At 40.8% G+C, this 26,008-nt stretch carries 21 protein-coding genes; 14 read left to right on the top strand and 7 right to left on the bottom strand.

Annotated features, from left to right (window positions below; genetic code table 11):
- The first annotated feature begins 1,331 nt into the window (after positions 1-1,331).
- The 10 genes from TV75_RS02625 to TV75_RS02580 all read left to right on the top strand — a co-directional run bounded on the left by TV75_RS02625 (position 1,332) and on the right by TV75_RS02580 (position 11,605).
- Positions 1,332-2,156 (top strand): M55 family metallopeptidase, encoded by an 825-nt coding sequence (locus TV75_RS02625; protein WP_044337094.1) that lies wholly within the window; start codon positions 1,332-1,334, stop codon positions 2,154-2,156.
- Between the two features lie 14 nt (positions 2,157-2,170).
- Positions 2,171-3,103 (top strand): ABC transporter permease, encoded by a 933-nt coding sequence (locus TV75_RS02620; RefSeq protein ID WP_044337092.1) that lies wholly within the window; start codon positions 2,171-2,173, stop codon positions 3,101-3,103.
- Complete coding sequence (locus TV75_RS02615; RefSeq protein ID WP_044337090.1) at positions 3,103-4,056, top strand: ABC transporter permease; 954 nt, start codon at positions 3,103-3,105, stop codon at positions 4,054-4,056. Before TV75_RS02620 ends, TV75_RS02615 begins: the two co-directional genes overlap by 1 nt.
- A 9-nt stretch (positions 4,057-4,065) precedes the next feature.
- Positions 4,066-5,079 (top strand): ABC transporter ATP-binding protein, encoded by a 1,014-nt coding sequence (locus TV75_RS02610; RefSeq protein WP_044337088.1) that lies wholly within the window; start codon positions 4,066-4,068, stop codon positions 5,077-5,079.
- Between the two features lie 42 nt (positions 5,080-5,121).
- Positions 5,122-6,747 (top strand): peptide ABC transporter substrate-binding protein, encoded by a 1,626-nt coding sequence (locus TV75_RS02605; RefSeq protein WP_044337086.1) that lies wholly within the window; start codon positions 5,122-5,124, stop codon positions 6,745-6,747.
- A 90-nt stretch (positions 6,748-6,837) separates the two neighbouring features.
- Entirely contained in the window at positions 6,838-7,776 is a 939-nt protein-coding gene (locus TV75_RS02600; RefSeq protein WP_044337085.1) for a S66 peptidase family protein, read from the top strand.
- On the top strand, positions 7,773-8,852 hold the full coding sequence (locus tag TV75_RS02595) for a mandelate racemase/muconate lactonizing enzyme family protein (protein WP_044337083.1): 1,080 nt from the start codon (positions 7,773-7,775) through the stop codon (positions 8,850-8,852). The genes TV75_RS02600 and TV75_RS02595 overlap by 4 nt, the downstream gene beginning before the upstream one ends.
- Positions 8,853-8,874: 22 nt before the next feature.
- Entirely contained in the window at positions 8,875-9,798 is a 924-nt protein-coding gene (locus TV75_RS02590) for a C40 family peptidase (protein ID WP_172655613.1), read from the top strand.
- Entirely contained in the window at positions 9,795-10,799 is a 1,005-nt protein-coding gene (locus tag TV75_RS02585; RefSeq protein WP_044337079.1) for an ABC transporter ATP-binding protein, read from the top strand. Before TV75_RS02590 ends, TV75_RS02585 begins: the two co-directional genes overlap by 4 nt.
- Before the next feature lie 17 nt (positions 10,800-10,816).
- Entirely contained in the window at positions 10,817-11,605 is a 789-nt protein-coding gene (locus TV75_RS02580) for a serine hydrolase (protein WP_044337077.1), read from the top strand.
- Positions 11,606-11,637: 32 nt separating this feature from the next.
- Here the strand turns inward: TV75_RS02580 and TV75_RS02575 are convergent, their stop codons facing one another.
- Positions 11,638-12,471 carry an STAS domain-containing protein gene (locus TV75_RS02575; RefSeq protein WP_052504399.1) on the bottom strand — a complete coding sequence of 278 codons (834 nt, stop codon included), beginning with the start codon at positions 12,469-12,471 and terminating at the stop codon, positions 11,638-11,640.
- Between the two features lie 307 nt (positions 12,472-12,778).
- On the opposite strand from TV75_RS02575, the gene TV75_RS02570 reads away from it, so the two are divergent.
- Positions 12,779-13,306 (top strand): helix-turn-helix domain-containing protein, encoded by a 528-nt coding sequence (locus tag TV75_RS02570; RefSeq protein ID WP_082051119.1) that lies wholly within the window; start codon positions 12,779-12,781, stop codon positions 13,304-13,306.
- 184 nt (positions 13,307-13,490) lie between these two features.
- Here TV75_RS02570 and TV75_RS02565 read toward each other — a convergent pair whose 3' ends face one another.
- Complete coding sequence (locus tag TV75_RS02565) at positions 13,491-13,793, bottom strand: DUF3889 domain-containing protein (protein ID WP_253275481.1); 303 nt, start codon at positions 13,791-13,793, stop codon at positions 13,491-13,493.
- Between the two features lie 310 nt (positions 13,794-14,103).
- On the opposite strand from TV75_RS02565, the gene TV75_RS02560 reads away from it, so the two are divergent.
- Positions 14,104-17,181: a GNAT family N-acetyltransferase gene (locus TV75_RS02560; RefSeq protein WP_044337073.1), complete on the top strand. Its 3,078-nt coding sequence runs from the start codon at positions 14,104-14,106 to the stop codon at positions 17,179-17,181.
- Positions 17,182-17,314: 133 nt separating this feature from the next.
- Here TV75_RS02560 and TV75_RS02555 read toward each other — a convergent pair whose 3' ends face one another.
- The 4 genes from TV75_RS02555 to guaC form a co-directional block, all read right to left on the bottom strand.
- Positions 17,315-17,506: a twin-arginine translocase TatA/TatE family subunit gene (locus TV75_RS02555; protein WP_044337071.1), complete on the bottom strand. Its 192-nt coding sequence runs from the start codon at positions 17,504-17,506 to the stop codon at positions 17,315-17,317.
- A 51-nt stretch (positions 17,507-17,557) separates the two neighbouring features.
- Positions 17,558-17,752: a hypothetical protein gene (locus tag TV75_RS02550; protein WP_044337069.1), complete on the bottom strand. Its 195-nt coding sequence runs from the start codon at positions 17,750-17,752 to the stop codon at positions 17,558-17,560.
- Between the two features lie 126 nt (positions 17,753-17,878).
- A complete protein-coding gene (locus TV75_RS02545) occupies positions 17,879-18,205 on the bottom strand; it encodes a hypothetical protein (RefSeq protein ID WP_044337067.1) in 327 nt (108 codons plus the stop codon).
- 197 nt (positions 18,206-18,402) lie between these two features.
- Positions 18,403-19,386 (bottom strand): GMP reductase, encoded by a 984-nt coding sequence (guaC, locus tag TV75_RS02540; protein ID WP_044337065.1) that lies wholly within the window; start codon positions 19,384-19,386, stop codon positions 18,403-18,405.
- 265 nt (positions 19,387-19,651) lie between these two features.
- Between guaC and TV75_RS02530 the strand changes: the two genes are divergently transcribed.
- Positions 19,652-20,203, top strand: coding sequence for a 2'-5' RNA ligase family protein (locus TV75_RS02530; protein WP_044337061.1), 552 nt, complete (start codon positions 19,652-19,654; stop codon positions 20,201-20,203).
- 128 nt (positions 20,204-20,331) lie between these two features.
- Here TV75_RS02530 and TV75_RS02525 read toward each other — a convergent pair whose 3' ends face one another.
- The gene (locus TV75_RS02525) at positions 20,332-21,576 is read right to left on the bottom strand and encodes a helix-turn-helix domain-containing protein (RefSeq protein WP_044337060.1); all 1,245 of its coding nucleotides are present in this window, start codon (positions 21,574-21,576) and stop codon (positions 20,332-20,334) included.
- 256 nt (positions 21,577-21,832) lie between these two features.
- Between TV75_RS02525 and TV75_RS02520 the strand changes: the two genes are divergently transcribed.
- Positions 21,833-25,900, top strand: coding sequence for a S8 family serine peptidase (locus TV75_RS02520; protein ID WP_044337059.1), 4,068 nt, complete (start codon positions 21,833-21,835; stop codon positions 25,898-25,900).
- The last annotated feature ends 108 nt before the right edge of the window (positions 25,901-26,008 follow it).

Here is a 26,008-nt window from a genome sequence, read left to right as displayed (position 1 = left end):
TAAAAAAGTTCTTTGGGTAAATAGTAAGTAGCCTTTACCCGCAACCTTGTGAGGAGAGAATAATAGGAGCTGTGACGATCGTTGCTCAATATACATGACAAATATTCAATTGTTTTGTATCAAACACATATGGCAAAAAACCAAGCTTCTCGTAAATCTCAGAAAATTACAATCCAAATGCTTTCTCAGTATACAGGTTTCTCTGAGGAAATCATTCTCGAAGCACTTGAGTTTGGAACATTAGCACCTGATTTATCTTATAGATAATCACCAACGTGTAAAGGTCTAAGAAAATTATTTTCTCCTCCAGGGTTGACCATTAGTAAATTTGTAAAATAATTGAATCATTTTAGTTACATAATTAATTTTTAAAGAATATATTGAAAAAACAAGCCTATATTTATTATAATAACAGAAAGGATTTATAGAGGAGGATCTAATGGACACCCACAGGAGTAAAAGAATATCAAAGTTATACAGAAAGTTAATTACTTCTGACGCAACGCAAGCTTTCCTTATTTATAAAGGCCTAGATGAGACAACGAAAGCAGAATTACTGGATTTAGTGGCAGAGATGGGCTCTCAGCACTCAGAAAAACTTTTGAATAAAATAAGCTAATATACATGAAACGTGCAAGAGACCTGGAGAGATTTTTTTCTCCAGGTCTTTTTCTTTTGGGAAGGGGAAATAGGAGTGGGAATGAATAAAAGATGATACGTTTAGTGAAATAGTAAATTTATCAACGGAATTTCGTTTTTATCAGCGAAACTTTCGTTTTATCAGCGAAACTTAGAATATATCAGCGGAAATTTCATTTTATCAGCGAAACTCAGAATATATCAGCGAAACTTTCATTTTATCAGCGAACTCCAAAATTTATCAGCGAAACGTAATCAAAACCTCTCCATCATCAGCCAACCATAGGATTACAATGTATCCACATACCAAACATAAAAATCATGTCATAAAACGACTAAAGACATTCGAAATATATTAATATAATGAATCTAGGTCATTTATCCTCCATTGAACTCTCAAAAATAAATGATATTTGATATGTATTAAAACAAAACTGTGCGGTGTGATTTCGATTATGAAATTCATCGCACCTTTAGTTTCTCTTAGAGCTTATACATTCTAAATACCTATTTTTTGTTATAAATGGTGAAAAACTCATGTGGTACGAAAAGATACATAGTCCTAATCACCTTATTTTATAAAAATAGGAATAAATTCCTTTTTATTCAAAAAAATGTTGTAATTAGGCGAATTAATAATTATAATATTAAGAAAATTTAATAAATATTTCCTAGGAAAGGGGGGACACATTATGAATTTATACATGTCGGTGGATATGGAAGGGATTACAGGCTTAGTTGATCATTCACACGTCGATTCGAGCAAGCATAATTATGAGCGCGGGAGAATCATTATGACTGATGAAGCCAATGCTGTGGTTTCTGCTGCCTTTGAGAAAGGCTGCGCCGAAGTACTGGTTAATGATAGCCATTCACAAATGAACAATCTGTTAATTGAAAAGCTGCACCCTGAAACAAAGTTGATATCTGGGGGAGTGAAACCATATTCAATGGTTCAAGGACTGGATTCAACGTTTGATGGGGCTTTTTTTGTGGGCTATCACGCACGGGCTTCTACGAAGGGGGTGATGTCCCATTCGATGATCTTCGGCGTGCGCAACATGTATATCAATGATATTGCCGTGGGTGAGCTCGGCTTTAATGCGTATGTAGCAGGGTTTTACGGGGTTCCGGTGTTAATGGTTGCCGGGGATGACCAGGCGGCACTTGAGGCAGAAGCATTGATCCCTAATGTTACGACAGCCGTCGTGAAAGAAACGATTTCCCGCTCTGTGGCGAAAAGCCTTACTCCTCTGAAGTCAGCTCAATTATTAAAGGAGAAAACCGAAGAAGCGATACATAATAAAGAAAATGTAAAACCTCTCACTCCACCTGACCATCCGACATTGCGAATTGAATTTGCGAATTACGGTCAAGCGGAGTGGGCAAGCCTCATGCCAGGCACAGAATTAGAAGCGGGCACAACGACTGTACGATTTGAGGCGAAAGATATCCTTGAAGCCTATAGAGCCATGCTTGTAATGACTGAACTGGCGATGCGAACAACATTCTGTTAGAAAGTGTGAGATCAATGGGTACATATCTGTTAAAACGGCTACTGGCCATGGTGATTACATTATGGCTTATTGTGACATTAACATTTTTCTTAATGCATGCCATACCAGGGTCACCTTTTAATGAAGAGCGAAATACAAGTGAGATCGTACAGCAGAATTTAGAGGCTCATTATCATTTGAATGAGCCGTTGATGGTTCAATATTTTCTCTATTTAAAGTCTCTGGTTTCATTGGACTTAGGTCCATCTATTACACAGCCATCTCAGACCGTTAATGATTTATTAGGCAGGGGATTTCCGATTTCCTTTGAATTAGGGATGATTACTCTCGTGATTGCTGTTCTTTCCGGGATCATCCTGGGAATACTGGCTGCCCTTAGACATAATGGAATGATCGATTATATGGCTATGACGTTTGCCGTACTGGGGATTTCCATTCCAAACTTTGTAATGGCCACGTTACTTATTCAGCAAGTGGCAGTAAACTGGGGGATCCTTCCTGTAGCCACATGGACGAGCTGGCGTCACATGGTTCTTCCGACCTTGGCATTAGCGACAGGGCCAATGGCGATCATAGCACGTCTGACTCGTTCAAGTATGTTGGAAGTGTTAACCCAGGATTATATTCGAACAGCCCGGGCCAAAGGGTTGTCACCAATCAAGATTGTGTTTAAGCACGCCCTGCGCAATGCCTTACTGCCGGTTGTAACCGTACTGGGTACTCTAGCAGCAGGAATCTTGACTGGAACATTCGTTATTGAGCAAATCTTTGCCATTCCCGGAATGGGAAAGTATTTCGTGGAAAGCATCAATCAGCGTGATTATCCTGTCATTATGGGAACGACTGTATTTTACAGTGCATTTCTTATACTCATGCTGTTTCTAGTTGATTTAGCTTATGGTTTCCTTGATCCACGTATTAAGTTACACAAGAAGGAGGCGAAATAATGGGGGTTCCAAAACACCAAGAGACAAATGTGACTCCAGATGTGCTCGATGAATGGTTCACACCCAAGAAGAGGAATAAAGATGATGCAGAAGCGGTGGTCAGACCGAGTCTATCCTATTGGCAGGATGCGTGGAAGCGTCTTGTGAAAAATAAGCTGGCGATGCTTGGCTTTGTATTTTTAATAGGTTTGATCGTGATGGCTGTCATTGGCCCCATTATTTCCCCCCATGATGTGACGAAACAAACGCTCTCGAACCAAAACCTGCCGCCTTCCGGTGATCATTGGTTTGGTACCGACGATATGGGACGAGATGTATTTACCCGTACGTGGTACGGGGCACGCATCTCATTGTTTGTGGGCTTTATGGCAGCACTGATTGATTTTGTTATCGGCATCGTCTATGGAGGCATTGCCGGCTATAAAGGTGGAAAAACAGACAACGTGATGATGCGAATTGTTGAAATTCTCTACGGTTTGCCATACTTGTTAGTCGTTATTTTATTAATGGTCGTAATGGGTCCCGGGCTACTCACGATTATCGTTGCTTTAACCGTAACGGGCTGGATTGGGATGGCCAGGATTGTAAGGGGCCAGGTGCTCCAAATCAAAAACTATGAATTCATTCTGGCTTCTAAGACGTTTGGAACAAAGACGGCACGTATCATTCGTAAGAATCTACTGCCTAATACGATGGGACCGATTATCGTTCAGATGACACTGACCGTACCGAGCGCTATTTTTGCTGAAGCATTCCTAAGCTTCCTTGGATTGGGAATTCAAGCACCCTTTGCGAGTTGGGGAGTCATGGCCAATGACGGCTTATCTACGATTCTATCTGGCTATTGGTGGCGTTTATTCTTCCCGGCTTTATTTATTTCACTGACTATGTTCTCATTCAACGTTTTGGGTGACGGACTACAAGATGCACTTGATCCGAAGCTAAGGAGGTAATGAATCATCATGAATCAAGTATTATCTGTACAGGATCTCCATGTACATTTCTCGACATATGGAGGAGAAGTTAAAGCGGTTCGGGGAGTGAGCTTTGATTTACATAAAGGGGAAACGCTTGCCATTGTTGGCGAATCAGGATGCGGTAAGAGCGTAACGTCTCAAAGCATTATGAGATTGATTCCGGATCCTCCGGGAAAGGTGACGAACGGAAGGATTCTTTTCAAGGGGAGAGACCTTTTGAAACTGACCGAGCCACAAATGAGAAAGATCCGGGGAGCTGACATTTCCATGATTTTTCAGGATCCCATGACGGCTCTTAACCCAACCCTAACAATCGGGGAACAAATTATAGAAGGAATTCTACAGCATAACGATGTATCCAAGAAACAAGCCAGACAAAGAGCGATTGAGATGCTGACGCTTGTTAGCATTCCAAACCCGGAAGAACGATTAAAGCAATATCCCCATCAATTTAGTGGGGGAATGCGACAGCGTATTGTTATTGCGATGTCACTCGTATGTGAGCCAGACGTGTTAATCGCAGATGAGCCAACAACAGCCCTCGATGTAACCATTCAGGCGCAGATTTTGGAATTATTCAAAGAGATCCAGCAGAAAACCGGGGTCTCGATCATTTTGATTACCCATGATTTGGGTGTTGTAGCTCAAGTTGCTGATCGGATCGCCGTCATGTATGCCGGGAAAATTGTAGAGGAAGGAAACAGAAGAGAAATCTTCTATCACCCTCAGCATCCGTATACACAAGGTTTGCTGAAATCAGTTCCAAGGCTTGATCTTGATGGGGAAGATCTGATTCCGATACCCGGTTCACCGCCAGATTTATTTTCACCACCTATCGGATGCCCTTTCGTTCCCCGGTGTGAAAAGGCGATGGAAGTGTGCGACCGTGTGTATCCAGCGAAAACACAGCTATCAAACGATCACCATGTCGACTGCTGGCTTCAGGATAAACGTGCCAAAAAAGCGATGCTTTCATCGATTAGCTTAACCTTCCGTTAAGTTAATTGTTTGATAGATAAAAAGAATAAGAGGGGGAAGAACATGAAGAAGCTATTATCAGTTTTTTTAGTGGGAATGCTCTTGTTTGTGTTGGCAGCTTGTACAGCCACGAAGGATGCAGGCAGTGAGTCAAGCAGTGGAGACAGTAAGAAAGAAAATGCAGGAAAGGTTCTTCACTTGAATAATGGTGCTGAACCAACGTCTTTTGATCCTCCAATTGGATTCGACTCCTACTCCTGGACAGCATTAAACAATTTAATGGAGGGGATGACGCGCTTAAACGCCAATCATGAACCCGAAGCAGCCATGGCAGAAAAATGGGACGTGTCCGAAGATGGAAAAGTATACACGTTCCACATTCGTGATAATGCCAAATGGTCCAATGGTGATGATGTTACCGCTGGAGACTTTGTATTTGCTTGGAAACGTCTGTTGAATCCCGAAACAGGATCACCGGCTGCTTTCTTAGGTTATTTCATTGAAGGTGGAGAAGCCTTCAATACAGGTACAGGGTCTGCTGATGAAGTGAAGGTAGAAGCGAAGAACGAGAAAACATTCGAGGTCACTTTAACAAGTCCACAAGCCTATTTCTTAAGCGTCATTGCGAATCCGGCATTCTTCCCGATCAATGAGAAGGTTGCTACTGAAAATCCTGAGTGGTTTGCAGAAGCGGATACATTCGTTGCAAATGGGCCGTTTAAATTAACTGAGTGGGAGCATGACAGCCATTTTGTCATGGAAAAGAATGATCAATACTGGGATAAAGATTCAGTGAAATTGGACAAGGTTCACTGGGCAATGGTTAACGATACAAATACAGATTATCAATTATTCAAAACAGGTGAGCTGGATACAGCAGACGTACCGGCTGATTTAAGTAAGCAGTTATTCGAAGAAGGGAAAGTCAATGTAGAAGACCAAGCAGGAACCTACTTCTATCGTTTCAATTTAGAAAAAGAGCCTTTCCAAAATCAAAACATCCGCAAAGCATTCGCCATGGCTGTTGATCAACAGCAAATGGTCGACTTTGTGACAAAGAACAAAGAAAAAGCAGCATATGGCTTCGTATCCAAAGGGTTCAATGATCCTTCAGGAAAAGACTTCCGTGATGCTAACGGAGATTTAGTGAAAACAGATGTTGAAGAAGCAAAAGCCCTTCTGGAAAAAGGAATGAAAGAGGAAGGTTACGATAAGTTACCAGAGGTAACCTTGACGTACAGTACAAGTGATACACATCAAAAAATCGCTGAAGCCCTTCAACAAATGTTCAAGGAGAACTTAGCGGTCGACGTGAAATTAGCCAATATGGAATGGAACGTATTCCAGGACGAGCAAAAAGCATTGAAGTTCCAATTATCACGAAGCTCATTCCTGGCAGACTATGCAGACCCGATCAATTTCTTGGAAAACTTCCGAACAGGCCACTCTATGAATCGAACAGGTTGGAGTAATGAAGAGTTTGACAGCTTAATCAAAGAAGCCATGAATGAGGCAGATGAAGCGAAGCGCTTTGAATTAATGTATGAAGCAGAGAAAATCTTAATGGATGAAATGCCGATCATTCCAATCCACTTCTACAACCACGTGTACTTACAGAATGAAGATGTATCGGGCATTGTTCGTCATCCAGTTGGATACATGGAATTAAAATGGGCAGATAAGAAATAATTGCTATAACCAAAAGTGAGTGGAGAAGCGCAAGGCTACTAGAAGCCTTGCGTTTGCTCCCTCTTTTTCTACGAAAGGGGTAAAGAACGCATGGTGATAAAACCGTCAAAACTGGTAGCAGGGGATACAGTAGGAGTCATTGCTCCAGCAAGCCCTCCTAAACCTGGACCATTAAAAAAAGCCATATCATTTCTTGAAGAATTAGGTTTGGACATAAAGCTTGGGAAATCTGTCCATAAGAAATATGGTTACCTGGCAGGTTATGATGAAGAACGGATAGAAGACATACATATGATGTTTAAAGACCATGAGGTGAAAGCCATCTTTTGTGCTTGCGGCGGTTTCGGGACAGGACGGATCGCATCCCGATTGGATTACACCTTGATAAGGGAAAATCCTAAAATCTTTTGGGGATATAGTGATATCACCTTTTTACATACAGCCATTCATCAACAAACAGGAATCGTGACATTCCATGGACCCATGTTAAGTTCTGATATTGGTCTTTCTGATGTACATAACTTAACGAAGAAGTCTTTTGAACAGCTTTTTCAATCGAAAGACATCGTATACACCAATAAACTATCCCCATTGGAAACAGTTGTAGAAGGTATGGCAAGCGGCCCTGTAATCGGTGGGAACCTCACCTTATCGGTAAGCACATTAGGTACTCCTTTTGAAGTGGATACAAAAGGTAAGATCCTATTTATAGAGGATATTGATGAAGAACCCTATAAAGTGGACAGAATGATGAATCAGCTAAAAATGGCGGGGAAATTCCATGACGCATGTGGAATCATCATCGGAGATTTCAAAAACTGTGTGCCGGAAAAACGCGATCAATCCCTGACTCTCGATGAGGTGCTCAAGGAACATATCTCAGATGCAGGTAAGCCCGTACTAAAAGGGTTTAAGATCGGACATTCCTCTCCAAGTATCGCCATCCCTGTTGGGAGCATAGGAAGAATGGACACACATGACCAAACATTCATAGTCGAAACTGGTATAAGCGAGGATAATGATAAATGAAGATCCATCAAATGGAAACATTCCGAACGGCTGTCCCGTTGCATACTCCTTTCAAAACTGCTTTACGAAACGTTGAAGTGGCAGAAGCCATCGTAGTGAAAATAACGTGTGATGATGGGACTGTTGGATGGGGAGAAGCACCGCCAACTGTCGTGATTACAGGGGACAGCTTACCGAGCATTGAGTCGGCTATACGACAAGTGATCAAGCCTGCGCTCATAGGCAAGAATCTCTTAAATTATGAACAGGTTTTTCAGCGATTACATTCATTACTTGTCCGAAACTCAAGCGCAAAGGCTGCTGTTGATATGGCCTTATATGATTGCCTATCTCAGCACTGCAATCTCCCACTCTATCAATTTCTTGGCGGGTACCGTCATGAACTGGAAACCGATTATACTGTGAGCGTAAATAGCCCAAAGGAGATGGGTGAGGATGCAGAAGCATATGTGAAGCAGGGATTCAACGTACTGAAGGTAAAAGTGGGAAAAGATGAAATAGAGACTGATATTAAAAGAATTCATGAAATCCGTCAACGAATCGGATACGATATCAAAATTCGACTGGATGCCAATCAAGGCTGGGAATCGAAAGCTGCTATCAAAGCGATTCGTAAAATGGAAGACCTTGATCTCAATATTGAATTAGTCGAACAGCCTGTACCTGCTCATGACATTGAAGGGCTGAAGAGAGTCACTGATGGAGTGGATACACTGATTATGGCAGATGAAAGTGTTTTTACACCATATCAAGCATTTGAGGTGTTAAAAACCCGCAGTGCAGACCTGATCAATATCAAACTCATGAAAGCCGGCGGCATTTATTACGCTCAGAAAATTAACGATCTGGCGGAGATTTGTGGTGTCGAATGTATGGTAGGGAGCATGATTGAAACACGCCTTGGTATTACGGCCGCAGCTCATTTTGCAGCAAGCAAGAAAAACGTGACCCGATTTGATTTCGACGCCCCTCTTATGTTGGCAAAAGATATTGTAAAGGGAGGCATAGAATATAACGGTCGAGTGATCACGATGCCCACCCAACCCGGGTTAGGGATAGAGGGAGTACTATTTTAAATGAATACGAGGGGGAATTAATATGAAGACAAAAGCGCTAATAGCAGTACCCGTATCAACCGTATGGACATCCAAGGATTCAGCCCGTGATTTGGATTCACCTGCCGTTTCCAATCCCGTTCGAATCAACGAATGGTTAGATTCCTTAACACATGCAACCCGGTTGGCTCTGTGCGATGAAAACCGTATACAATCTCAAGCATTATTCGGCCAAGAAGTATTGGTGATGGAAGAGAGTAATGGTTGGTCCCATGTGATCATTCCAGAACAAGCCTCATCGAAAGACAGTAGGGGATACCCTGGTTGGGTTCCAAGTGTTCAACTTTCACAAGGGGAACTACCTCAAACGGATACATATGCCATCGTCAAAAGCAATTTTACGGATTTAATCAATGAAGAAAACGAGATCGAGTTGGAACTGAGTTTTCAAACGATTTTACCCGTTGTAAAAGAGCATGATCACGTTATTGAAGTGGCCACCCCGATAGGTACACGCTTCGTAAAGCAGAAAGATGTATTTATCTCATCCACGAAGGGTAACGATCAAAAGGGGAGCGGCCAAGACATCGTCACTTCAGGAGAAGCCTTTCTTCACCTTCCTTATTTATGGGGTGGGATGACGAGCTATGGGTTTGATTGCTCAGGTTTCAGCTATACCATGTGCAAGGCAAATGGTTATCTGATTCCCCGTGATGCAAATGACCAGGCAAAAGAGGGAATAGAAGTAGAACTAGATCAATTAGAGCCTGGTGATCTCTTATTTTTTGCATATGAAGAAGGTAAGGGGAACATTCATCACGTTGGGATCTATCATGGTGACGGACAAATGATCCACTCTCCCAATACTGGGAAAACCATTGAAATTCTCTCCCTGAAAGGTACCTATTACGAGAAAGAATTATGTATAGCAAGACGCTACTGGGAGGAAAAGGAGGAATCATCATGACGAATCACAAACTACTCGAAGTAAAGGAATTGAAAAAATACTTTCAGCTTGAGAAAGGGAAAACCTTGAAGGCAGTAGATCGTATTTCATTTGATATTTATAAAGGTGAGACATTCGGATTAGTAGGGGAATCGGGTTGTGGGAAGTCGACCACTGGCCGTACCATTATCGGTTTGTATGACAGTACAGAAGGAGAAGTCCTGTATGACGGGAAGAACGTTCACACACTCCCTGAAAAAGAAAAGCTATCTTTTTATCGAAACATGCAGATGATTTTCCAGGATCCGTACGCTTCTCTTAATCCACGTTCAACGGTCCGTGAAATTATTGCAGAACCGATGGAAGCCCACAATTTATACCGGGATAAAAAAGAACAGATGGAACGTATTTATCAACTGCTGGAAGACGTCGGATTGAATAGGGATCATGCTAATCGCTATCCCCACGAATTCAGTGGTGGACAGCGTCAGCGTATTGGCATAGCTCGGGCGCTTGCCCTCAACCCAGACTTCATTATCGCTGATGAACCGATTTCTGCTCTGGATGTTTCCGTACAAGCTCAGATTGTAAATCTATTGAAAAAACTTCAAAAAGAAAAGGGTTTGACATTTTTATTCATTGCTCATGATTTATCAATGGTAAAGCATATTAGTAACCGCATCGGAGTGATGTACCTGGGACATATGGTTGAGTTAACCGAGAGTAAGGAGCTATATAAGAAGCCTCTTCACCCCTATACCCAAGCCTTGCTTTCGGCAATCCCCATTCCTGATCCCGATGTAGAGGATGAGCGTGAACGAATGATTATTCAAGGAGAAATCCCCAGTCCGATCAATCCACCAAGTGGCTGTGTATTCAGGACCCGTTGCCCTGCAGCCATGGAAGCATGTGCCACCCATAAGCCTAAATGGCAGGAAATAGAGGAAAAGCACTTTGTGGCTTGTCACCTTTACGATAAGGAAGTCGTAAGGGATCATGACGAAGTAGCAGTCACTAAGTAAAGGGATGAAGGAGATAAATGAAGACATTACTTGAAAATAAAATACAGGAAGTAATGGATCTTTGTAATGGGAGGGTCAGTGTTGCCATTGACCTTCCAACACAATCCATCCAAATCAATGGGGACAGATCTTATTCTGCTGCGAGCTTAATCAAGATTCCCATTTTACTAGAAGGCTTCCGTCAATCAGAGGAAGGGAAGATTTCCCTTTGTGAAATGGTTACCGTTCCAAAAGAAGGAAGAGTGGGGGGCGCCGGAGTACTGGCAGCACTTTCAGAGAACCTATCACTGACAATAGAAGACCTCCTCACTCTTATGATTATCGTTTCTGATAACACGGCCTCAAATCTTCTCATAGACCGACTTGGTTCAAATGCAATACAAGAACTTTGCAACTCTTTAAAATTAAAGCATACCAAACTTCATAGGAAGTTTATGGATTTCAAAGCAATGGAGCAGGGGTTGAATAACGTTACTTCGGCACTCGATATGATCTCTTGCTTAAAGGTAATGGATAACAGTCCGGAATTCAGTCAAACCAGCCGCGAAAAAATGCTACATATCTTACATCAGCAGCAATTTGATAATAAGCTCCCTTCAAGGATGGATCGGGAAGTCGTATTTGTGGCAAATAAAACAGGAGAACTACCCGGGATCGAGCATGATTGCGCCATCTTAAAGCTCGGAAATAAAACGGCCTACATAGCTGTTTTAATCGATGAGCTTGGAGAAAACGGATCAGGGAAGGATACCATTGCTTTGATCGGGAAGTTGATTTTCGATTTTTTGAACAATGAGGAAAATTAGAAGAAGCAGATGAACCACAAAGGCTAAGCACCCTAATAACTCAGGGTGCTTTTGTTTTTTTGTAAATGGATCAGGGCTGTATGAAGACTCGCGAAAGTCGGGATGTGGTTGATGACAATGCCAAGATTGACCATGGTTTGTGCTATTTCTGGCCTGATACCAGTCAAAACAGCTTGAATCCCGGATAATTTAAGGGCGGCCACTACTTTAAATAACTGATCTGCCACCATCGTATCGACAACGGAAACACCGGACAAATCAATAATGAGATACTGTAAACCCAATGCCGATCCTTTAGTGAGTGCCCTTTCCATTAAATCCTTCGCTCTAGTGGAATCAATGTCTCCAATGAGGGGAAGTATGGCAATCGAATCAGTAACCTTCACGATGGGAATGGATAGCTCTGAGCTGATCGCATCCGAGAGGGGGTGAGAATACGCGATTGTAATCCGGAAAATGGCACGGTCCACACCGGAATGAAAGCGAGAAAGTAAATCGTAAAACGTCTCAATCGATAACTCTTTGTCGATCGCCTCAGCTTTTATCACTTCCCCTATTACTCTGCGAAAGAAGTGAAGATCACTTATCGCTACTTCAAGAGACACGTCCAGTTGCTTGAAAAGCGTCACGGAAGAACATGCCCACTTCTCTATGATTCCTTGTTGTGTATCAGTATCAGCCATTCGCAACGAGTGAGCCAGCACCTCAATGGAATCTCCCCTCCATTTCCTAAGTGACACATCAACGATATTTGAATAAGAAGAGTCATTGTTCGCTCTTTCCTGAATCAGTCCCGACTTTGATTCGAAGATACGATTAATGAAATCAAGATATTTGTTTTCGTCCTGAACGGCCTTCATCGACATATAATAACCTCCTACTATTAATCAATTTTGCGGGTTGTCTAATTATGTAAATATATTTGGAAAAAGAATAGAGGAAACGTTGGATACTATGTTATGATTTTCAGTAAAGAGTATAAAAGCAATGATCCTAATTGAGGAAGTAAAGAGGTCACTGAATGAAAAGGAATAAGGAGTTTATTATTAATCTATTCCTGCAATTCTATTATACCGAATATAACCACTTGAAAAAGTGTCTGTTTAGACACTTTCTCAAGTGAAGTATACATTTGCTTTTCGGCCGTTGAGGTTCAGAAGGGGGGATTGAGGGTTGAATAAAAGAACTTGGCTTACTAAGTTAAGAAAAAGGAAAAAGATGACCCAGCAGGAAGTGGCTGCAAAAGCTTTTATTGAAAGATCCTATTATGCCCAAATTGAAAATGGAATCCGCAAACCGAGTCCTGAGGTAACGATCAAGCTTGGGGAAGTGCTTGACTTTCACGCATCCAGTTTTAATCTGGAGGAAAATCCCTTCTCTATCGCCTTACAGAATGCGCCTGTCATCCTTGCTCATTGTGATACCCAATTACGATATACCTGGATTTTCAATACTCCTGATCTCATTCCGGAAGAGCATATTGGTAAAACGGACGTAGAGTTGGGTGACAATGACGGAAACCGTGCACTAATGAAGTTAAAGAACGATGTATTGGATGAAAAGACCCCCATTAGTCGAGTGATTTCCATTCCCTTACCCTCAGGGAAAATCTCCTATAATGTCTACGCACATCCCTTACTAAATGAGGAAGGTATCATTATTGGCGTTGCCACTGCTTCAACCGAAATTCATAGTATATAACCTAAGGAAGATGAGCTTGAAGATTATTAGCCATTTTATTCACGCATAATTTCAGTTGGCAAAAGAAACAATGCATGTTAATTCCCTATCTTTTCTATTCCATGCAATGCAATGCGTATAAAGAGAGTGAAAGACATAAAAAGAGATCAAAGGATTACAAAATCCTTCGATCTCTTATTTGAAATTATCGATCCGTCTCCCTAAACTTAATATCAACCAGTTTCTCACTATCTGTTTCAAACTCAATATCAACAAATACACCGAATTCTTTCCCGCCTCGTCTTAACCAAAGTTTGAACTTTTCAGTTGAAATTTTTGTTCCATTTTCTTTTCCAATATAAAGATAATCAACGATATCCGCGTCAGGATATCTTTCTTTCGTCTTTCTCACAGCAAGACTTCCCCATTTTGCATAGGAAGGAATCTCCTGTTGCGCATGAAGAATCTGAATCCCGTCATCGATTGCCAAGTTCCCAACAAACATCATACAGAGAAGAGCTGAAACAAGTCGGATCATTTTCAATGCCATTACCCTCTTTTTATTTTGTAGGGTTATCTTGTGTTGCTGAAATTATTCCCCTTTTCCAATTTCCTTACAATTAAAGAAGTTAATGAATTTTTTTCTTAGTTAGAATATTCTTTACTTACTCATCATAAAATCTTAAACTGTGGGTGAGGAAGAAAATCTTTCCAACTAAACGAAAGGAGGCGATGGCGATGATTAGAATCGTCGGTGCAGTGCAAAAAATTAATGAGGATGAGATTATTTATATTAAAACCTAGCTTGGGAGGACCTTATGAAGACAACGCTTGAGCAAGTGAAGATCGTAGAATATCATGAAGGCTTAGCAAAAGGGATCGCGAAAATGTGGAATGAAAGCCGTGAGAACTGGGGTGGGGATTCTGTTGTCACCTCTGAACAAGATGTGAAAGATAAAGAAGCTAACTCTACAAATCTCCATCTATTTATAGCCATGGTGGGAGATGAGGTGGCAGGTTACTGCGGATTATCTGAATATCGCGAGGACGAGGGTGCCCTTTACATCCCCCTTCTGAATGTGCACCCAAAGTATCAGGGCTTGAAGATCGGTAAACAACTCGTATTGAAAGCAGTAGAAAAAACTGTTGAGTTAAAATGGCCAAGACTTGATTTATTTACGTGGGCGGGTAATACCAAAGCCGTACCACTTTATAAAAAATGCGGTTTCTTCTGGGAAGAGCGAGATGACACTGTCCATCTGATGAATTTTATCCCGATGGTGCTCCAAATCGACTGGCTTAAGCCATTTTTTGAGAAGAATGATTGGTATACATCGAGTCAGCGCCTGATTGAAGTCAAACCAGATGGCCTGAAAGATAAAGACCACACCTATTATGAATACAGATGGGAAGCGGGTGATGAGTTCGTTCGGATACAATTTGAACGAACCGGGCGAGGCATTCGTTTAATCGAAACACAGGATCTTTTAGTAGAAATGAAGCTTCCTGACTTCAAGATACTCGAGAAAAAAGAACAATACGTAACCTATCATGTAGAAAATCGCAAAGAAAAACCAGTTGAAATCTCCCTAAGAGGGGTATCATCCTCTAATGTGAAGCATGAATTCCATGAGAGCGCTTTAGTGAAAAAGAATTGGATGGGAGAATTCCCTTTAATGGCCACTATGCCAACCAGTGAACCAAGTCCTTGGAAAAAGCACCCGACTGTTGGAGTAACGGTTGAAGTTGACGGACAATCAGTTCCTTTAACAATAGGACTGTTTCCTAAACAAGCCGGGAAGCTTCATCTAAGAGCGATAAAAAAGAATTGGAAACCCCATAGTAAAGGGTTGCTCTATCTTGACTTAGAAAACCAATTAGAAGATGAAACTACCTGGACAATCAAACTGCCTGTAAATAAGATTGTAGAGTGGCAAACCTCAAGTGTGATGGCAAAGATCGAAGGGAAAAAGAGAGTTTCGATACCAATTCCGATCCAGCTTTTGAAAAATGGCTTTTTGTCAGAAGAAATAAATGTAGAGGTTGAACAGAAAAACGGGGAAGTGACTTCTTTTGCCACTCGGCTGTCATTGGCTCTACCAGGATTTGGGGCGAAATTCGGGGGAGAAACAGACGAGCATTGGTCAGGGTTCAATGGCCCGCATTATGTTGAGATTGAAAAACGGAACCATATCGTTAAAATTGGGTCTATGAGTTCAACCCAAGATCCGATAACTTTCTTCACACCTAAATTTGGAAAACCATACAGTGAGGAGTTTTCAAAGAAAGAAGCATCTTCTGTGGAGTATATTGAGCTTCCTGAAGCATTAGTGATCAAAACGACATTACATTCCGATGCCTTTTCTTCTATGCTTTTGAATACGTATTTTACTATTTACGGTGACGGTTTAGTGGAAATCAAGCATGAAGTGGTAAATACTGCAGAAGAAGACAGGAAGCATCTTTCCCTCATTCAGCCTGTTTTTATAAACTTTGAAGGAATGGCTATCCCACAAAGGGATGGAGTCTTAATGGGGAACGAGCCACTGGTTCCTTTTATGGAGTATATTAATGATAAGGATATGGCTGAACATTGGATTTTCACACGTTCTTCGATTGGGGATACTATCGGACTTGCATGGCCAGAAGAAGCTCTTGGAAGAAAAGATGATTGGCGAATGGCTCTTGAATATGAAATCGACCTGATACAATCCCAGAAAAAAACGTGTTTAGGTCCCATCCAGGTCGGGATCAATTCAAGCAACCACTGGTCTAAGTGGCGGGAATTGGTGGCGGATCATGAAAGGGACTTGAAAGAGCTGCCCCAATATGCATTAGAGAAAAAGGATGGAGATTTTGTTTCTTCCGTTGGTGAAAGGGAAGATTATTCTTTCCGTTCCATGCTGACTCCTTATATTCATGGTACATTAACCGTTCAAACAGAAAACGAAACATTAGTGAAAGAAGTGGATAAAGCTGAGTCAGTAACCCGTTTGAATCTTGGACTTGAACATTCATCACCAGGGGTAAAATGGATAGCAGGGGAATTCAATTCTCAAAGTCATTTCGGAAAAATAGAAGCTCTGCAATTTGTTAAGGGTAAGAGGGAGGTAAAAGTCGAGGGGAACCAAGATGGCTGGTCTGTAGATAATGGCGTCATTTCGTTTAAAGCGTCATCTGATTATTTTCCTGGTATCTATTCCTTATCGATTGACGGCAAGGAAACGTTGGATCATCAATTCCCAAACCCTGGTCCACGGGCGTGGTGGAATCCTTGGGGTGGAGGTATCAGATACTCTTTCCAATCCGTTAGTTCCTATTCAATGTTGAAAGAGGATACTGTAATCGGATCTGTAACCAAGTTGGATCAACACGGCCATCAATGGGCAGGTATTTGTTTAACGACAGAATTTCAGGAGCATGAAAAGATGAAGGGGATTGTTCTTCGTCAGTATGCGTTAACACTCCCAGAGGTGCCTGTCCTGGCTGTATATGCAGAGATTCAGCAGGATTCTGGACGTACGTTTACTGAAGAGTTGCTGGATTTAGAGGCTTTCTTCATGCCGGGAGAAACATTAACATCCAGTTTCGTTAAACTCCCCACACAAGGTATTGTCCATAAGTACTATGCAGGCGTTGAGGAATTCGTATTGAGAGATACACCATTTATTACTGTTGGCTCAGATGATCAACCAGAATCTGTGACATTTGTTCACCCAAGCACCAGAAAACGGTCAGAAGCTTATTTGAACCAAGATGTGCTCCTCGTTGCGTCAACAAACAAGTGGTCTGCAGCAACGGGCGAAACCACCGTAATAGAACCGAGCATCCTATTCTACGGAGAAACACAGTCTCTACAAGCCATCAAACCGCTGCAACACATCAAATTCACTTAATAACAGTGCGAACCTACAATTTCGTAGGTTCGCTTTTTTAGGGATGAGGGACGGACCTTGAAAAGATAAATGACGCCTATGAATGTGGATTTTGGTCATTTAAAGGTCCGTCCCTAAATACTCTAACTACTAACTATTTATCTTGAGTAATACTCTTCTCACCATGATGATCTTTGTCCTCATCTTCCATCAATCCACTTACCGCCTGTTTAAATTCTTTCAATGAAGCACCGGCAGCTTTTCCGAGCTCTGGAAGTTTGCTTGGTCCAAAGAACAGGAGTGCAACGAATAAAATTATCGCAATTTCACCGAAGCCCAGGTTCATTTTCATTTCCTCACTTTTTATAGAAGTATTTTTTGAAAGGCAAGTTTACTTTTACTTCAAGTCGAATATTTCAACAATTTCTTTCCACTTAATCATCATATCCCAAGAGAAATTAGGGATGGATGAAATGATGCTATTTCCACTCATTTCTCCAAATACAAGTATCGTTCCAACAAAGCTAAGTAGGAAAAGAGAACAGAAGACATAACAAGCAATGGAATCCTTACGATATTCATAACTTCTCATGTGGATGCACCTCAATTTAATTTAATTTTCAAGGATCAGTGTTTATTATTAGGCACTACAAAGAAACTCTTAACTTCAAAGAGAAAAAAGGGTTTACGATCACATGTACTTTTATAATGGAAGGATTCAGAGGTAATTTGAATGGGACATGACTACTTCAAGAAAGCCCATTGAGTCTGGAAAAATATCAGTGCTTAATAGACATCCAGCTAAAGGGATTAATTTGAAGTGTAATGTTGAAAGAATGGAAGTTTTATTAGAAGTCATACCATCTTGTTTTTGAATGAGGGAAGGGACCACGTCGATAATCATGTCTGCATCGGTTAATAACACATGGTCAGAAATAGTGGCCACGTCATCAAAATTCAAGAAAATCGGGCTTTGATTCTGTTGTTGAACGGGAACTGTCCCAAACACCATGCTCAATACCATCAACAAAAGCAATCTCATCATAGTCACTTCACCTCCCAAGATAATATTAAAGCTAATTATAGCTTAATTTCCACTGGTGTCTATAAATAGTTAAGAGGGACGGACCTCCGACTGGCAAAAAACTTCGATAATTCGGACAGTAAAGAGGTATATAGGTCCGTCCCTAATAAAAAGAGCCGGATACTAATGTACCCGGCTAAAAGTTATGATAATAGGGATTAATATACTTTGTCTCCGTTGAAGATTGAGTTTTTCACTACTACATAATCCACTGTACGGATGGCTTCTAGCTTCGTACCGCCAGCATAGGAGATAGAGGATTGAAGGTCTTGTTCCATTTCGGTCAGAGTGTGTTCCAGTGACCCTTTATGTTCTACAAACATCTTTTTACCTTCGACATTTTTCTTTTCGCCTTTTTGGAACTCTGAAGCTGATCCAAAGTATTCTTTGAATAGCTTGCCGTCTTTTTCGATTGTATCTCCCGGGGACTCTTCATGGCCAGCAAATAATGACCCGATCATCACCATGGACGCACCGAAACGAATTGATTTTGCGATATCACCGTGAGTACGGATACCACCATCAGCAATGATTGGTTTTGTAGCGGCTTTTGCGCACCAGCGTAGAGCAGCCAGCTGCCAGCCACCTGTGCCAAAGCCGGTTTTGATTTTCGTGATACATACTTTCCCTGGTCCGATTCCCACTTTTGTAGCATCAGCTCCAGCATGCTCCAATTCTCTTACAGCTTCTGGAGTACCAACGTTCCCGGCAATCACAAAGCTCTCGGGTACGTGTTTTTTTATATGTTGAATCATGCTGATTACGGCATTGGAATGACCATGGGCAATATCGATTGTAATAAATTCCGGTGTCAGCTTCTCTTCTGCTAACTGCTCTACAAATGCATACTCTTCATCCTTGACACCTACAGAAATAGAAGAAATCAAACCACGGGACTTCATATCTTTAATAAATGAAATTCGTTTTTCAGGCTCGAAGCGATGCATGATATAAAAATAATTATTTTCAGCTAAGTATACAGCGATTTTTTCATCAATAATGGTTTGCATATTGGCAGGAACCACCGGCAATTTGAACGTATGTCCACCCAGTGTCACACTTGTATCACATTCAGAGCGGCTATTAACCACGCATTTTGCAGGAATTAATTGAATATCTTCGTAATCAAATACATTTTCCATTATTACACCCCTAAACACGAATATTAAAGTTTGGTTGTTTTATAAATGTTCGTCCATAAGGTAATTTACATCATTTTCTTATCAATGTCAAAGATTTTTATCATTTTAAGTGAAAAGGCTTTGGATTTTGCACGGGTATTGATTCAACAAGTACTTAAGCGTTTGCAAATAAGAGTTTATGAACCCACTGAAAGAGAGACTATGTTACAGTATAAGGAAGAAGGGCTTATGAAAAAATCCGTATATTAGGAGAGGTGGTTAAGCTATGTATTGGGTAATCGCTCTATTCGACGGAAAGACTGAGGAGTTGATACAAGAAATATGGAAGGAACTAACCGTTAAAAATATTTCTTACTATGAGGAAGAAATCAACGATGCACGGCCCCACATTACGATAGGGAGTTATAAAGAATTAGATAAAGAAACATACATAAAAGCATTAGATGAGTATTATGAGCATAAAAAACCGATCGATATCACCTTCAACACCGTGGGTTCATTTCTAAACTTCGGAACTCTATTTTTTTCCCCGACCATCACAAGAGAACTACTGAACTTTCATACGGATCATCATGAATTCTTTCATGAATTCAATGAAACCGCTAATCCACTCTACCTTCCTGACAAATGGATCCCACACTGTACTTTAGCCAATAAGCTTTCGCCGGAAAAGTTATCTCAGGGCTTTAAGCATTGTTTAGAAAGAGGAGACTCCATTGAAGCAAAGATCTGCGGTATTGCTTTAATTGAATTAGTCGACGATTCCAAGGATTGTATAGATGCTCCAATCGTCTACTCAAAATCACTATTGGAATAAACTGCAATCCAGGAGCCTAGAGTGAATCTTAAGAAATTAGTAAATATGCTTATGACTTGAATCAAAAAACAAGAAAATAAATAATATAAACGCAAAGGAGAGACCTCTCCATTGCGTTTATTATATGGCTATACGAATTGATTATTCTTTCGGAACTTCTCCATCAGGCCCTTGGCATAGAAGTTTGCTTTCCCCATATCTCCCTTTTCCATATAATAATCAAACAGTAATACGCCGTAATGCTCCATAGGGAGGACGTATCCCATTTCCTGAAAGTGGGGATAGGCTTTTTCTTCCAAATACTCATAATACCCTTTCTTGTCTTCATTAACATTCAATTTGTGTAAAGTAAAGAAGTGATAGAACGTATTGTTGTTACCTTTTCGGGCCAAAACTAAACCTTCTTCTATGTATTGCAGTAACTCATCTTTTGAGGTCCGTCCCTCTTTGGTAAGAGCATTAATGTATCCTTCAAGTGAGCCAAGGTAGTTGGGGTCTTGGGGTTTACGGGTGTTGACGGATTTTTTGTAGTATTCGCCGGCTGACTTGAAATCGCCTTTTCTGAGCTGGTGATAGGCGTAGTTATGATGAAGAAGGGCCCTCTGGTGTTCGAGTTCGTAGTCTTCAGCCATGTCGATTAATCGTTGGTATTCTTTGTTTTCCACATTGGAATCATCTGATTGTTCAAGCTGAAGCAGCATCAGCATCTCTGACTCGATCATCCGGGAGAAACTACGCTTCTCAACAAAGAATTGCAATGCTTTATTTGCATAAAAGTACGCTAGTACATTTGAATGAATGGAATGATAGGCAACCGCCAAATCGTAAAAGCATTCCCGGTTAGAATAGTCCTCCAAGCGAATTTCCTTAAGCATTGAAATGGCTTTGAAAAAATCGTGTTTTACCCTCATTTGATAAATGCCTTTAATATGCAGCAGCATATTATGCTCATATGGACTAAGTCCTGACCACGTCTCCATTTCTTCAATAAGTCGCTTCGAAAGCTGATCTTCCCCAGAAAATAAATGATAACGAGTAAGAATCAAGGTATACGTCCGATAGAAATCCTGGATTTGCAATAAATGAATCCCATCGAGTCGAGCTTTTATGGAATCTGCTTTGGTCTGCAGCTTCTTAATGATCGATTCGTGCCATTCTTTCAAAAGGGAATCGATACTCTTATAATTCTCTAATTCCTTCTCCATATCAATACCTAATCGTTCACTTAATAATTGGATTGTTTCCTTTGAGACCTCAGTAAGTCCTCGTTCTATTTTACTGATATGGGTAGTAGAGCAAATCCCTTCTCCCAAATCCTTCTGTTTTACCTGTTGGTGTTCGCGATAGAACTTGATAATTTTACCTTCAAGCATGATCTCATCCCCTTTTGCTATCGTTCCAATTCCCCCAATATTATCATAACCCCAATTATTAATTATGTATTTACCACTTTTTCTTTAAAATAACCCCAATAAACAGGTCTTAATAACTGTTAATTGTGACTACGTTTGGTTATAAAGACTCAATAAAAACCCCAATAGCTTCTAAACTGAAAGAATACTAAAATGAAATTGTAATACTATTTCGAATACTACTAAAATCAGCTGAGAAAAGAAAGAGGTAGGAATAATGAATACAAACTCAATTGCTAAACGCTCTGCAGTGATTGCCCTTTCCACAGGATTACTTTTATCCCCGGTCAACACCCTCTCCACACCAATCGTAAACGCAACGGACTGGAAAGCAGAAGACATGTTATCTTCCTTAACAGAAGAACAAAGGCGCGCTTTGAAACAATTGGAATTAAATAATCTAGAGGGTCTTCAAGGATTCAATGAAACCGAACTGACTTCTGAAGAAGAGATTTCAGTCATCGTTGAATTCCGTTCAAAACCTGCCGATGTAGCTGTATTAGAAGCTGCAATTAAAGGAAAGACCTTAAAGAAAGAAGATGCTAAAGCAAAAGTAGATCAAGAGCACAAAGTGTTTAAAGAAGACGTAAATAAATACTTATCAACTACAAATAAAAGAGAAAAAAAACCATTGCCAAAAATCACACAAACCTATAAAACGGCTTATAATGGAGTAGCTATAAAACTACCAGCCGATCAGGTAGAACAGCTCCTTCACTCAACATCCGTCAAAGCCGTATATAAAAACCAAACGTTTACAGTAGATCCTGTTAAGGAAGTCCTGCCGGCAGATGTTGATCGAAACATCACCACATCTGTGGAAAGCATCAACTATTTATATGTAGACAAACTGCACAAAGAAGGAATCACAGGTGAGGGGATAAAAGTTGGTGTTCTCGATACAGGAGTTGACTATAATCACCCTGATTTGAAGGACGTATATAAAGATGGATATGACTTTGTCGATAATGATAGCGATCCAATGGAAGCAACCTATGTAGATTGGAAAAATTCCAATCAACCTGAAATTAGTCAAGTAGGTACTCCTTATTACACTTCACACGGTACACATGTATCAGGAACCATTGTAGGGCAAAATAAGAACGATAGTGAAGTATCTGTAGAAGGAGTTGCTCCAGATGCTGATTTATACGCTTATCGTGTACTAGGTCCATATGGTAGTGGGTCGTCAGAAGGAGTCATCGCTGGAATTGATAAGTCAGTAGAAGATGGCATGGATGTAATTAATCTATCTCTCGGAGCAGGCGTAAACGATCCATATTACCCGACCAGTACGGCGTTAAATTATGCAGTTCTAAATGGTGTAACCGCTGTAGTATCAGCAGGGAATTCAGGATCCAATGATTTCACGCTTGGATCACCTGGTACAGCAGCACTGGCATTGACCGTTGGGGCAAGTGATGTACCGGTTTCTCAAACCACTTTTACAGGAGAACTATCAAATGGTTGGTCCACGGAAATCATCAGCATGGCAAGAGGATTTGCTCACCAATTTGCTAGTTTAGAAGATAAGTCCCTTGAAATAGTCGATGTAGGATTGGGTAATATGAAAGACTATCAAAATAAAGATGTCGAAGGAAAGATAGCTTTTGTTCAACGGGGAGATTTTGCATTAATTGACAAAGTGAAGTTTGCCAAAGAAAATGGGGCAGAAGCGGTCATCATGTACAACAATGTGGAAGGTCACGTTGGTTATAATCTAGGTGAATCTACTCACTATATTCCAGCTTTCTCCATGACCAAGAAATCCGGGGAAGAGCTGAAGGAAGCAATCGCGAATGGAGCAAACACTTTCACATTCAGCAACTTTGAAGAATCCTTCTCAGAAGGGGACAAGTTAGCTGATTTCAGCTCAAGAGGTCCTGTGAATAGAAACTATGATATGAAACCGGAGATCGTAGCACCCGGAGTAAGTGTTCTCTCCACCTTCCCTTCCTATATGGTGAATCCAGAGAATCCTGAAGACTATAGATATGCTTATGCAAGATTGAATGGAACTTCAATGGCGTCGCCTTTTGCCGCTGGTGTGGCTGCGTTACTTCTGGGAGAGAACCCTGACCTTGAACCGTCAGATGTTAAAACGATCCTTATGAATTCCGCTGATCCATTAAACGAAGATTACAGTGTGTTTGAAGTAGGAGCAGGTAAAATAGATCCTTATCAAGCACTTCACAGTCAAACGAAGATTCAAGTAAATGATGAAACATTGCTTCCAAATGGAGAAAACCTGATCACAATCAAGGAACAAACCGGCGGCTTAAGCTTTGATAACCAGATCGTATCAGAGGGTTCTCACGTTCGCGTAAAGAAGACACTCGAATTTATAAACAGCAGTAGCCATAAAAAAACATACAACGTAGAGATTATAGAAAATGTTCAAGAAGGGACCAATAGTCTGAAGGAAAACGGAGTACAGGTGAATGTTGACAAATCAATTAAGGTCAATGCCGGGAAATCATTGAAATCAAATGTGTTCCTTACTATGCCGAAGACAGCAAAAAAAGGCATTTATGAAGGATACCTGATCATTACCAACAGCAAAGATTCTAGTGAAAGCTACAGGGTTCCTTTCAGCGTGAAGAAATCAGAGGAAGGATTCAACTCTCTGGATCTACTCACACCAGCAATCACGCCAGCACATTACAATCATGGTTTCGATGGATACAGAACGACGACGGCCATGGTGTTATTCAATTTAAGCTCGCCAGTCGACACAATGGATGTCATCCTTCAAGATGGGAAATCTGGAGAGGACCTGGGCTTAGTGGGATCACTTGATATGAACGGAGCTGAAGAAAACCGTGATTACTTCTTACAATCCTTTACCGGTGAATACTACAAGTTCACGGGTAATAAGAAGGATCCTGTAGCATCTGAAACGAGTATTGCCCAACCAGGTTATTACAAACTGAAATTCATTACAACCTTACCTAGCGGAAAACAGAAAACCATTTTGCATGATTTGTTCATTGATATTGAAGCTCCCGAAGTAAAAAGTACACTCGACAGTGAGTCTCCTTTCATTGAATACAAACCTGGACAAAAGACAGTGCCATTCGAAATGGAAGTGAAGGATTCGAACGTCGAAGCCATGCAAGATGCAGGGGTAAATATTAATCAATCGTCCAACTTTGCGGTCTATACCTACGGATTCCCTTTACCAAACGGGCCTTTCTATATGGATGAGAATGGAAAATGGGTGGAAGAAGTAGAGATGAATGAATACGCCAAATCTCTTTCATTCAATCTTATTGGTTATGATAAAGCAGGAAACCAGGCGAAATGGAAGGAATACTTCTTCGTGAAAGAAGGGACCCCTGTTTCGTATGCCAAACACGATGTAGAAATTGCAAGATCAGGGGATATCTTAAACGCTTCACTCGTATTGGATAATCTTGACGGAGTGAAAGAAGCAACCTGGTCATTTGATAATCCAGGAATACAACATGTATACCTTGTTGAAGCTGCATTGACAGATGAAGTTAGTGATTATGCATCCATTGAAGTCGAAGGAAATCAAGTAAGAGTGAAATTCGACGAAAATAAAGCATTTGACCGTACAGAAGTGGTAGATGTAAAAGTGAAAGTACAAGACGAACTATTCTATCCGATTGGATACATCAAACCTACAGCTAAGATCATCAATGCAAACGATGAAGAGCAGACCTTGCTCAGTGCCGGAAATCGCTACAATTTAAAACCTACATTTAACCGCGTTCAAGGAAACTTGGCACCAGAAGGGTATCTTGCTGAGGATGGAGGTTTTACTGAAAATAGAGATTGGGAGAAAGTAGGGGCATCAATTAAGGTGACAAATCCTTCTGGATATGATCTTGATGCTTCCAACTTGCTTAATGGGACTTCTCGTTTTGAAATTGAGCCACTGCCGTTAAGTAAAGATGACTATACATTTGAAGTAAGTGTTCCTGGACATTTTATGAAAAAACATGAAGAAACATTTGGCTTCGAATACAAAGGGACCTTATACGGAGAATCAGAAACTATCCGCATAAGCTTAGTAGGAGGAGATGTAAACCAGGACCATGTAATCGATATCCATGATGCCATTGCGATTCAGGAGGCATGGGGGACCGATAACCGTGCGGCTGATATAAATTTCGACACAGTAGTGAATGAAAAGGACTTGAGATTTGTTGAGAAGAATTATTTACAGCAAAATGAAGACGCAAAAAATCCACCAGCACCTGCCGATTCCTTGAATGGCAAGACATTAGAATCCATAAAAAAAGAATTAGGGCTATAATCCATTTACCTCATTGTAAGTTGGTAGGGGGTGGACGAATTGAAGAAGTTATCATATGCACTGCCTGAAGTAATCACCTGATAAATGCTAAAAGGAATGACCTCTTTC

Origin of the sequence: Rossellomorea aquimaris (genome assembly GCF_000935355.1) — a bacterium.
In the GTDB taxonomy this organism is placed as follows: domain Bacteria; phylum Bacillota; class Bacilli; order Bacillales; family Bacillaceae_B; genus Rossellomorea; species Rossellomorea aquimaris_B.
This window is presented reverse-complemented; position numbering and strand designations above follow the sequence as displayed.